We start from the raw sequence: 11215 nt of genomic DNA, 5'->3' as shown, positions 1-11215 counted from the left end.
CCCACCACCGGACCGCCGCCGCGGTACCGGCGTCCATCCCGACATCGGAGGTCCCGTGACCGCTCCACCCCTCCCGGCCCGTCGCGCCGGGCACGTCCTGGTCAAGGTCGCGGCGCTGCACGACGCCGTCCGCGACTTCCGGGAGCTCGGCTTCACCGTCGACTACGCCACCGCCCCGGAGAAGGCGCACAACGCCCACGTGTGGTTCGCCTCCGGTCCGTTCCTGGAGCTGTTCGAACTGCCGGCCCAGGCGGCGCGGCTGCGCCCGCTGATCGCGTTGCGCTACGGGTCCGCGATGGCCGACCGGGTCGCCCGGTGGGCCCGCACCGGCATCGAGGGCTTCTGCGACCTGGCGATCGAGACGGACTCCACGGACCTGCGCGCCGACCTGCGCGCCCTGAACCGGGCCGGGGCACGGCTCGGTCGGCGGATCCGCAGCAGCCGGGTGCGTCCGGACGGCGAGCGGGTGCGCTACGAGTTCGCCATGGCCGGGCCGTCCCGGGCCCCGTTCGTCGTCTCCGCCTACGACCCGCCCCAGCGACCCCCGTCGACCGCCCATCCCAATGGCGCGCAGGCCGTCACCGGCATCACCCTGGGGGTCGCCGCCGAGGAGGTCGCCGTGACCGACGCGATCGTCGGGCCCGGCGACCCCGTCCTGCGACGGGAGCCCGCCGACCGCACCGGGGTCGTGTCGATCACCGTCGCCGGGCTGGACCGGGCGCCGGACCCGGCCCTGCTGCACGGCGCCGTCGTCCACGCGGGCTGAGGGCGCTCACCGGCCGAGCCGGGCCGCCAGGTGCCCGGCCACGGCCTCGACGTGCGGTGGCTCGATGCAGCTGAAGTGGTCGCCGCCGACGTCGACCACCTCCAGCTCGCCGAGGATCGCGTCCCGCCAGTACGACATCGTCTCGGCACCGATCTCGGCGCCCGCACTCTCCGACGAGGCGGGACGCAGGTAGGTGGCGTCGGCGTCGACCGGCTCGACCCGGTGCCGGGAGGCGAGCAGGCTCTGCCGGAACGTGCGGTACAGGCCGGGGATCGCGCCGGGCGGATGCATCCCGTCCGACGCGGCGCGGGCGTACTCCTCCAGGCGCTCACGCTGCGGGCGGCCGGCGATCCGGCGCAGGGTGGCCGCCACCGCGTCCAGCCCGGGGTCGCCGCCGACGGCGCCGAGCGCGCCTGCGGGGAGACGGCCGTCGTGGGCCGCCATCGCGACCTCCATCGCCCGCATCAGCTCCGCGGGATCGACACCCCCGTAGACCGCCGTGTCCGGCGTCAGGCCCAGCGAGGGGACGAACGCGGCCTCGACGAACAGCTCCTCCTCGACGTCGAAGAACATCGGCATGGCGTCGACGAGCGTCAGATCGGCGACGGCCGCGCCGCGTTCGACCAGCCGGGAGGCCACCTCCGCCGCGAAGATCCCGCCGATGCAGTACCCGATGAGCTGGAAGTCGCGCACCCCGGTGCCGAGCAGCCGGTCGGTGTAGTCGTCGGCGGCGACCGCGACCACGTCCTCGGGTGGCACGGCGCAGTAGCCGTCCACGTCGTCCAGCGCGACGCCGACGACCGGCCCGAGGCGCTGCCCGGCCAGCCGGGACGCCAGGGTGCGGAAGCAGTCCATGGTGCCGAAGCCCGCATGGAACAGGACCCGGACCGGTCCCGCCGGTGTGCCGGGCTCCGGCGGCGCGGTGAACCACACCAGCTGGCCGATCCCGGCCGGACCGGGGGCCGCGGCGGGAGCGGGCACAGCCGGGCCGGCGGCGGGGTCCGGGGCCGGGTGGGTCCCCGCGGCCGCGGGCTCCGGGGTTCCGCCGCGGCGGCGCAGCAGGTCGGCGACCGCGGCGATCGTCGCGCTGTTGAGCAGCTGCCGCAGCAGGACGTCGAACGCGACCGCGTGGGCGTCCGGGACCCGCTCCCGCCACCGTCCGGCGAGGCGGGCCATCACCAGCGAGTCCGCACCCAGGTCGTAGAGGTTGACCGTGCGTCCGACCGGCCCGGTGCCGATGAGCTCGGCGGCCACCGCGGCGAGGTCCCGCTCCAGGCCGTCCTGCCCGGTGGTCACCGGCTCCGCGGCACCGTCCGGCGGCGCGGGCCGGTGCGACCGACCCAGCTCGCGCACGGCGGCGCGGTCGACCTTCCCGTTCCCGGTCAACGGCAACACGTCCACCGTGACGATCACCGGCGGGACCGCCGCCGCGGGCAGCCGGGAGCGCAGGTACCCGTCGAGCGCGTCGCGGTCGATCCGGGCCCGCGCCGGGTTCGCCCGCAGCACGAGGAGATCGGTGCCGTCGTCGAGGTCGGCGAGTACCTCGGCAGGCCCGCGGGCGGCCGCGGCGAGCCGGTCGGCGCGGCCGGTGTCCCGACGGTCGACGACGACTATCCAGGCGCCCGCGGCGAGCGTGTCGGCCAGCCCCTCGATCGCCGCGGCCGGGTCGAGGCCGGGGTCGCAGGCCGCGACGACGAGGACGTCCACGGTGCCCGGTGCCGGGCGCCGCGCCCCGGCCGGTCCACCGGGCTCGGCGGGTGCCCCGGCGGGGTCGAGCACCGCGGTGCGCAACGAGTCGAAGCGCGCGCCCCTGGCCCGGACCGGGGCGAGCAGCTCCGGGTCCGGGTCGGTGGCGAGGTAGTCGACGTCGAACCCCTCGATCGCCCGCAGGACGTGCCGGTGGGTGGCCGTGCGGCCGGCGCCGATCTCGACGAACCGGACTGTGCCCGGGCCCGCCGCGGTGGTCAGGATCCGGTCGCAGACCGCGGCCACGGCGGGACCCGCCCCGCGCGGCACCGCCGCCCGCGCCGCGGCCCGGAGCCCGTCCAGGACCGCGGCGGACCCGCGCGCGTCCGGCTCCGGGGCGGGCGGCGCGGCGGGCACGACGGCGGCGACCAGCCCGGGGTCCACACCCGGTCCCGGTGCGGCGTCCAGCACGACGGCGGCCTCGCCGACACCGGGGGCGTCGAGCAGGACCGCCTCGACCTCGCCCAGCTCGATCCGGTTGCCCCGGATCTTCACCTGGGTGTCCTCCCGGCCGAGGAACTCGATGATGCCGCCCGGGCGGTAGCGCCCGACGTCGCCGGTCCGGTAGATCCGGGTGCCGTCGGGGTGGGTCGGGAACCGGGCCGCGGTGAGCGCGGGATCGCCCGCGTAGCCCTCCGCCAGACCGAGGCCGGTGATCACGAGGTCACCGGCGACCCAGTCCGGCCGGTCCCGCCCGTGCTCGTCGAGCACCCGGAACCCCTGGTTGGCCAGTGGCGTGCCGTAGGGGATGCTCCGCCAGCCGGGGTCGAGGGTGCCGATCCGGTGGTGGATCGACCAGATCGCGGCTTCGGTCGCGCCGCCGAGGCTGACCAGCTCGACCGCCGGGCACGCCGCCCGGACCTGGCCGGGCAGCGTCAGCGGGATCCAGTCCCCGGACAGCAGCGCGATCCGCAGCGACGGCAGCCGCCGACCGGTGCTCTCCAGCATGGTCGTGAGCACCTGCATCTGGGCCGGGACCGAGTTCCAGACGGTGACGCCCTCGGTCTCGACGAGGTCGGCCCAGTGCCCGGGGTCGACCGGACGGCCGGGCGCGGGCAGCACCAGCGCCGCACCCGCGCCGAGCGCACCGAACAGGTCGTAGACCGACAGGTCGAACCCGAGGTTGGCCAGCCCGAGCACCCGGTCGCCCTGGCCGATCCGGAAGCGCCGGGTGATGTCCTCGACCGTGTTGAGCGCCGCACGGTGCGACGTCATGACGCCCTTGGGCGCGCCGGTGGAGCCGGACGTGTAGATCACGTAGGCCAGGTCGGTGGGCACGGCGGACGGCACGACGGCCGTCTCGGGGACCGGCCCCGGGTCATCGACGTCGATCACCGGGACGCCCGCCGGGACGTCGGCCCGGATGTCGGCCCAGGACTGCCCGAGAACGGCCGCGACGCCCGCCGCCTCCAGCACGGTCCGCCTCCGGGCGGCCGGGAGGACGACGTCCACCGGGACGTAGGCGGCCCCGGCGAGCAGCGTCGCCAGCGCCGCGACGACCTGCTCGACGCCCTTGTCCATGACGACCGCGACCCGGTCGCCGGGACGGCACCCGGCGACGGTCAGGACGGCCGCGATCTCCCGCGCCCGCCGCACCAGCTCCCGGTAGCTCAGCGTCTCGGCCGCGCCGATCACGGCGGGGGCGTCCGGGGTGCGGTCGGCCTGCTCCAGCAGCCGGGTGTGCAGCATCCCGTCCGGGACCGGGCCGGCGGTGTCGTTCACCGCGGCGCGGGCCCGGCGCTGGTGCCCGGGCAGCGGGACGGGTTCGGCTCCGTCCCAGGCCGCGTCCTCCCGGGCCAGCCGGGTCAGCAGCTCGGCGAACGCTGCCACCATGTCCTCGACGACACCCTCGGGCAGTGCCCCGGTCCGGACGTCCCAGTTCGCGGCGAGGCCGTCGGCGTCGTCCACGACCTGACAGTCGATCACGACCTGCGGGGTCTGGCTGATCCCGAACCGGTCGGAGTCCCCGCCGGCCCCGGTGCCGGTCCCGGCCTCGCGCCCGATCGCGCTGGTGAACACGACCGGCATCAGCGCCGCCTCCCGGCCGCGGCGCCGGGTGATCTCCCGCATCACCTCGACCCCGGAGTAGAGGCCGTGGTCCAGGTCGTCGAACAGGCGGACGCCGATCTCCCGTGCGGACTCGGCGAACGGTCGCCGCGCGCTGCCGTCGACCTCCAGCAGGCTCACCGAGGTGAAGTCGCCGACCACCAGCTCGACGTCCGGGTGCAGCGGCCGCCTGCCCAGGACGGTGAGGTTGAGGCAGAACCGCGGGCGCCTGCTCCAGGCCCGCACCACCTCCGCGTACGCGGCCAGCACGGCGACCGACGGGGTCACGTTCCGGGCCCGCGCCCGCTCACCGAGCGCGGACCAGTCGGCGGCGTCGAGCCGCAACCGGTGCCTGCGGAACTCCGGATCGCCGGTGGCCGGTGCGGGCTCGGCCCGGGGCAGCTCCGGCGCGGGCGGCAGATCGTCGATCCGGTCCAGCCAGTACCGCCGGTCCCGGCCGTAGCGGGGCGTGTCGCGCAGCCCGCGCTCGGCCAGCACGTAGTCGCGGAAACCGATCCGGGCCAGCGGGAGATCGGCGTCCGGATCGTCGTACAGCGCGTCGAGCTCACCGAGGACCCTGGCGATGCCCGGCCAGTCGGCGACCAGGAAGTCGATCGAGACGTGCAGCACCGCGCCGTCGTCGGACCGGGTCAGCCGCAGCTCGTGCATCCGGCCCGACGCCGGGTCGTGGATCGCGTTCCCCAGCTCGGCCCGGACCGCGTCCCGGGCGGTCTGTACCTCGGCGGTCGTGCTGCCGCGCAGGTCGAGGCAGACCGGCGTGGGGTCCGGGGCCGAGCCGACCGGGAGCACCCGCTGCGAGCCGTCGGCGTCGAACACGACCCGCAGCATGTCGTGCCGCTCCACCACCCGGCGCCAGGCCGCCGCCAGCCGCTCCGGGTCCCGGTCGGGGTAGCTCTTCTCCAGGTAGACGTGGCAGGCGACACCGCCGTAACCGAAGACGTCGTACCGGCCGAGCAGGTACGCGGCCTGCACATCGGTCAGCGGGAACGGTTCGTGGCGGGCATCCGGATCCCCGACGACGACCGGTTCCTCATCGGCCCGCAGCAGCGCGAGCACCTCCTCCTTGCGGGCCGTCAGCGACTCGCGCAGCTCGGTGGTGAGCACCCCGCGGGGTGCCCGGAAACGAAGGCTTCCGCCGTCGGCCCACAGGGTCGCGCCGCGTCCACGCAACTCGGCGACCAGCTCGACGACGTCCATCGGCATACCTCCGCGCACCGCTCCGGCTCACTTGTTCCCCAAAGTTAGGTAAGGCATCCTTTAGCTAACCAGGCGCCGGTACCCGCGCCAAGGCCCCTGACAGGAGCCGCCGGGGCCGGCCGGACACCGCCTCCCCATCGAGGACCACCCCACATGACCCCTGCACAGGGCCTCTACCAGGACGGTTACGCCGAGGTCTACGACCTGCTGATGCGCAGGCGAGGACACGACCACGCGGGCGAGTGCCGGGCACTGCTGGAGCTGATCGGGCGGTGGCGCCCCGGCGCGCACTCCCTGCTGGACGTCGCCTGCGGCACCGGCCTGCACCTGGAGCGGATCGCGCCGTCCTTCGACACCGTGCATGCGGCCGACCTCTCACCAGAGGCGCTCGCGATCGCGGCGGGCCGGGTGGACTCGCTGCACCGACACGTCGTCGACATGCGGCGGATCGAGCTGGCCGAGCGCTTCGACGCGATCACGTGCCTGTTCGCGGTCCCGCACCTGAGCTCGGCGGCCGAGCTCGACGCGACCGTCGCCCGGCTGGCGGACCACCTCGCGCCGGGCGGCGTGCTGATCGTCGAGCCCTGGTACCACCCGGAGGACTTCCTGCCCGGCTACATCGCGACCGACGCCCTCGACGAGGGCGGACGGAGCATCGTGCGGCTGTCCCATTCGGACTGGCTGGACCGGGCGTCGCAGCGGATCAGGATGGTCGTCCACCACGCGACCGCCGACCCGGCACACGGCATCCGGCACGCCACCGAGGAGATCGACCTGACCCTGTTCACACCCGAGCAGTTCCGGGACGCGTTCGTCGCCGCGGGCTGCCACGCCGAGCACACCGGCGCCGCGCCGTTCCGATGGGGACTGTGGCTGGCCAGGCGGGCCGGCGGCGGATCGATCTGCTCGACTCTCCCAGGAACCTAAGATAGCCTTACCTTAGTAACGATCATTGGCGTCGATCGCCGCCCGGGCCGTCCCGCCGCGGTCCGCACACCACCCCGTGCACCCCTACCGCGGAGGACCCATGGCTGACCCGTCGCAGACGGCCGAGGACCTGCGACTGGCCGAGCTCATGGCGGCAGAGCCGAATCTCGCGGCGCACGCCCCGCTGCCGGAGGTCGCCGACGCCGTCGCCGGGTGCACGGCGCAGAGCGAGATCGTCGAGACGATCATGCTCGGCTACGGCGACCGGCCCGCGCTGGGCGAGCGGCCGACGACCACCGTGCGCGAGCCGGACGGCCGCACCGTCGACCGGCCCGAGGCGCGCTACCGGACGATCACCCACCGCGAGGCGTGGACCAGGGCCCGCGCGATCGGCACCGCCTGGCGGCACGGGCCGGAACCGATCCTGCGGACGGGCGACCTGCTGTGCTCCCTCGCCTCGTCCAGCGTGGACTACAACCTGCTGGAGCTGGCGGCGATCTCGGCAGGCGTGGTGTCGGTCCCGCTCGCCACCTCAGGATCCGCCGCGCAGTGGGCCTCGATCATGCGGGAGACGGATCCACGTGCACTCGCGGTCGGGGTCGACCTGCTCGACTCCGTGCTGGCGGCACTGCCCGCGGAGGTCCGGCCACCGCACCTGGTCGTGCTGGCGCAGGGGCGCCCGCGGGAACGGGTGGAGGAGATCGTGGCCGACGCCAGGGTCGCGCTCGGCGACACCGGCACCCGCGTCCACACCCTCGCCGAACTCGTCGACTCGGGCCTCGGGCTGCCGCAGGCACCGCTGTTCGTCCCCGAGCCGGGGACCGAACCGCTCGCGCAGATCCTCTACACCTCGGGCAGCACAGGCGCCCCCAAGGGCGCGATGTTCACCGAACCGCTGCTGGCCATGGGCTGGCACGGCTTCTCCCAGGTGCCCCGGCCGGGCGTCTTCCTGCACTTCATGCCGATGAGCCACATCACCGGCCGCTACGCGCTGGTGGGCGCGCTGGCCAGGGGCGGGGTGTGCTGTTCGGTCGGCAGCGGCGACCTGTCCACACTGCTCACCGACCTGGAGCTGGTACGCCCGACCGAACTCTGGCTGGTGCCGCGGGTGTGCGAACTGATCCGGGACCGGTTCGCAGGCGACCTGGAGGCCCGGACCGCGGCCGGACAGGACCGTGACAGGGCCCGCCGGGAGGCGATCGCGGACCTGCGGGACCGGGTGCTCGGTGGTCGGATCCTGATGGCGTCGAACGGCAGCGCACTGCTCAACGACGAGGTGCGTGCACTCATGGAGGAACTGTTCCGGATCCCCCTGCACGAGGGGTACGGGACCACCGAGACCGGATCCGCCTTCGTGATCGACAACCAGATCCTGCGGCCACCGGTGATCGACTACAAGCTCGTCGACGTCCCCGAGCTCGGCTACTTCGCCACGGACCGTCCGTACCCCCGCGGCGAGCTGCTCGTGAAGACCTACACGATGATCTCCGGCTACTACCGGCGCCCTGACCTCGACGCCGAACTGTTCGACGCCGACGGCTTCTGCCGCACCGGGGACGTGATGGCCCTGACCGGGCCGGACGAGCTGCGCTTCGTGGACCGCCGGAACAACGTCCTCAAGCTGTCCCAGGCGGAGTTCGTGGCGATCTCGACCGTCGAGGACGCGCTGCTCGCCGCCCCGCTCGTCGAGCAGGTCTTCGTCCACGGCCGCGCCGGGCGGTCCTACCTGGTCGCGGTCATCGTCCCCACCGCGCAGGCCCTCCGGGCGCACCCCGATCCCGGCGAGCTGCGGGCCGCGCTCACCCGGTCGATCCGCGACCAGGCCGACGCGGCCGGGCTGCGCCCGTACGAGGTGCCCCGCGACATCCTGGTCGAGCCCGAGCCGTTCAGCATCGGCAACGGGCTGCTCTCCGAGGTCGGCAAGCCGCTGCGGCCCCGGCTCGACGCCCGGTACGCCGACCGGCTGGAGGCACTCTGCGCCGACCTCGACACCCGGCGGGAGGATCGCCTCACCCGGCTGCGCCGGGACGCGGGCGGGCGCGGCCCGCTGGAGACGGTGCTGGAGGCCGCGGCGGCGCTCACCGGGAGCCCGTCCACACCGGAGCCGCAGGCCGCGTTCGCCGACCTGGGCGGCGACTCCATGAGTGCGCTCGGCTTCGCCTCGCTGCTGCGGGACCTCTACGACGTCGAGGTCCCGGTCACCGCGATCGTCGGCCCCACCGCCACCCTCGCCGCAGTGGCGCAGGTGGTGAGCGACGCCCGCGCCGGCGGCCCCGCCGGCCCTACCGCGCGGTCGGTGCACGGCGCCGGGGACACGCTCCGGGCCGCCGACCTCACCCCGGAGACCTTCCTCGACCCGACGCTCCTGGATGCGGCCGCGGACGCGCCCGGGCCGGGCGAGGACCCCGGCAGCGTGCTGCTCACCGGCGCTACCGGCTTCCTCGGCCGGTTCGTCGCCCTGGAACTGCTGGAACGCTCGTCGGGACCGGTCGTCTGCCTGGTCCGGGGCGCCGACGACGCCGAGGCCCGGCGCCGTCTCGACGCAGCCTTCGACACCGGTGACGCCGAGCTGGTCGACCGGTTCCGCACGGCCGCCACCGACCGGCTGCAGGTCGTCGCGGGTGACGTGGAGCGCCCGCAGCTCGGCCTGGATCCGGGGCGCTGGGCGGAGCTGACCCGCACGGTCGACACGATCGTGCACCCGGCCGCCCTGGTGAACCACCTGCTCCCCTACGAGCACCTGTTCGGCCCGAACGTCCGCGGCACGGCCGAGGTGGTGCGGCTGGCGCTCACCTCGCGGCGCAAGCGGATCGTGTACCTGTCCACGATCGCCGTCGGCGACCGGATGGAGGGCCCGCTCACCGAGGACGACGACCTCCGCGCTGTGAGCCCGGTCCGCAGGCTCTCCGACGGGTACGCCGCCGGGTACGCGAACAGCAAGTGGGCCGCGGAGGTCCTGCTCCGCGCCACGCACGACCGGTGCGGCGTGCCGGTGACGGTGCTGCGCACCGGCATGATCCTCGCCCACCGGCGGTTCCGCGGGCAACTGAACCGGCCCGACATGTTCACCCGCCTGGTCCTCAGCATCCTGCACACCGGTCTCGCGCCGACGTCGTTCCACGGCCCCGGCGGGGAAGCCTCGCCCTACGGGGGACTGCCGGTCGACGTCGTCGCCGATGCCGTCGTCCGGCTCGGCACCGGGCCGGCGGAGGAGGGCTGGCGGGTGTTCCACGTGACCGATCCGGACCCCGGCGGCGCGTCGCTGGACACCGTCGTCGACTGGCTCGCCGAGAGCGGTGCGGAGATCACCCGCGTCGACGACCCACAGGATTGGCTGAGGCGGTTCGAGATCGGGCTACACACGCTCGACGAGCGGGTCGCCGCGTTCAGCGCGCTCCCCCTGCTGGACGCGCTGCGCGCACCCGGCACCGGGACACCACCGGCCGCGCCGTCCACCACCCGGTTCGTCGCCGCGGCCCGGGCCGCCGGACTGGACGGCACCGGAGAGGTCCCGGGTGTGGACCGGCACCTGGTCCGGAAGTACGTCACCGACCTGCAGGCACTCGGCCTGCGGTAGGTACCCGCACCGCATGGCGCGTGCCGCCGGTGCGACCCGTCGTCATCGAGAGAGGATCGTTCATGCGCACCGTCGTCGTCACCGGCGCCGCCACCGGGATCGGCCTGGCCACCGCCCGGGTCTTCCACTCCGGAGGGGACCGGGTCGTCCTGACCGGTCGCCGGAAGGACGTGCTCGACGCCGCCGTCGCCGGGCTCGGCGACCGGGCCACGGCACTCCCGTTCGACGCGACCGACCCGGCCCAGGTCGAGTCCGCCCTGGACCAGCTCCCCGCGCAGGTCGACGTGCTCGTCAACAACGCGGGCGGCAACACCGACTTCGACCGCGAGCCGCCGTCCACGCTGGCCGAGACGGCCGAGGCGTGGCGGGCGAACCTGGACGCGAACCTGCTCTCCGCGGTCCTGGTCACCACCGCGCTGCGGGAGCGGCTCGCGCCGGGTGGCGCGGTGGTCAACATCGGGTCCATCGCAGCGGACCAGGGTTCCGGCGCCTACGGCGCGGCCAAGGCCGCCCTCGCCTCCTGGACGGTCGATCTCGCGACCCAGCTCGGCCCGCAGGACGTCACCGTGAACACGGTCGCCCCCGGGTTCGTCGCCGACACCGAGTTCTTCCGGGGGATGCTGCCCGACGAGTACCGCCAGTCGTTCGTCGACGCGGCGCTGACCGGGCGGGCGGGCAGCCCCGACGACGTCGCGGGCACGATCGGCTTCCTCGCCGGTCCTGCCGCCCGGCACGTCACCGGCCAGTCCCTCGCCGTGAACGGCGGTACCCGGACCACTCGCTGACGGTCGGGCCCCGCCTCGCCGATGCACCTGGCGGACGGGTTCGATCGGTGTGGTCGTGTCGAGACCGGCCCAGGCGCGATCGCTGGTCAGGACGGTCCCGGCGAGGCCGGTCCCGGCTCCGGCGAGGTCTCGGTGTGTCACCACCCTTCC

5 protein-coding genes are annotated in these 11215 nt (G+C 74.8%); 4 read left to right on the top strand and 1 reads right to left on the bottom strand.

Translation table 11 applies throughout. The features are described 5' to 3' along the window. Positions 1-55: 55 nt before the first annotated feature. Positions 56-766, top strand: a complete 711-nt coding sequence (locus ABZ881_RS26155) for a VOC family protein (RefSeq protein WP_358488255.1) — start codon at positions 56-58, stop codon at positions 764-766. A 6-nt stretch (positions 767-772) separates the two neighbouring features. Here ABZ881_RS26155 and ABZ881_RS26150 read toward each other — a convergent pair whose 3' ends face one another. Continuing rightward, positions 773-5776, bottom strand: coding sequence for an amino acid adenylation domain-containing protein (locus ABZ881_RS26150; protein ID WP_358488254.1), 5004 nt, complete (start codon positions 5774-5776; stop codon positions 773-775). Positions 5777-5929: 153 nt separating this feature from the next. Between ABZ881_RS26150 and ABZ881_RS26145 the strand changes: the two genes are divergently transcribed. The 3 genes from ABZ881_RS26145 (at position 5930) to ABZ881_RS26135 (ending at position 11065) form a co-directional block, all read left to right on the top strand. Further along, positions 5930-6703, top strand: coding sequence for a class I SAM-dependent methyltransferase (locus ABZ881_RS26145; protein WP_358488253.1), 774 nt, complete (start codon positions 5930-5932; stop codon positions 6701-6703). A gap of 100 nt (positions 6704-6803) precedes the next feature. Further along, positions 6804-10280 (top strand): carboxylic acid reductase, encoded by a 3477-nt coding sequence (gene car, locus ABZ881_RS26140; protein WP_358488252.1) that lies wholly within the window; start codon positions 6804-6806, stop codon positions 10278-10280. Between the two features lie 62 nt (positions 10281-10342). After that, the gene (locus tag ABZ881_RS26135) at positions 10343-11065 is read left to right on the top strand and encodes an SDR family oxidoreductase (protein WP_358488251.1); all 723 of its coding nucleotides are present in this window, start codon (positions 10343-10345) and stop codon (positions 11063-11065) included. The last annotated feature ends 150 nt before the right edge of the window (positions 11066-11215 follow it).

The sequence above is a fragment of the Pseudonocardia sp. NPDC046786 genome (assembly GCF_040645415.1).
GTDB lineage: Bacteria > Actinomycetota > Actinomycetes > Mycobacteriales > Pseudonocardiaceae > Pseudonocardia > Pseudonocardia kongjuensis.
This window is presented reverse-complemented; position numbering and strand designations above follow the sequence as displayed.

Excerpts from the sequence above, each read along its gene's own strand:
- ABZ881_RS26150 (WP_358488254.1), bottom strand. The coding sequence starts at position 5,776 with ATGGACGTCGTCGAGCTGGTCGCCGAGTTGCGTGGACGCGGCGCGACC.
- ABZ881_RS26145 (WP_358488253.1), top strand. The coding sequence starts at position 5,930 with ATGACCCCTGCACAGGGCCTCTACCAGGACGGTTACGCCGAGGTCTAC.
- car (WP_358488252.1), top strand. The coding sequence starts at position 6,804 with ATGGCTGACCCGTCGCAGACGGCCGAGGACCTGCGACTGGCCGAGCTC.
- ABZ881_RS26135 (WP_358488251.1), top strand. The coding sequence starts at position 10,343 with ATGCGCACCGTCGTCGTCACCGGCGCCGCCACCGGGATCGGCCTGGCC.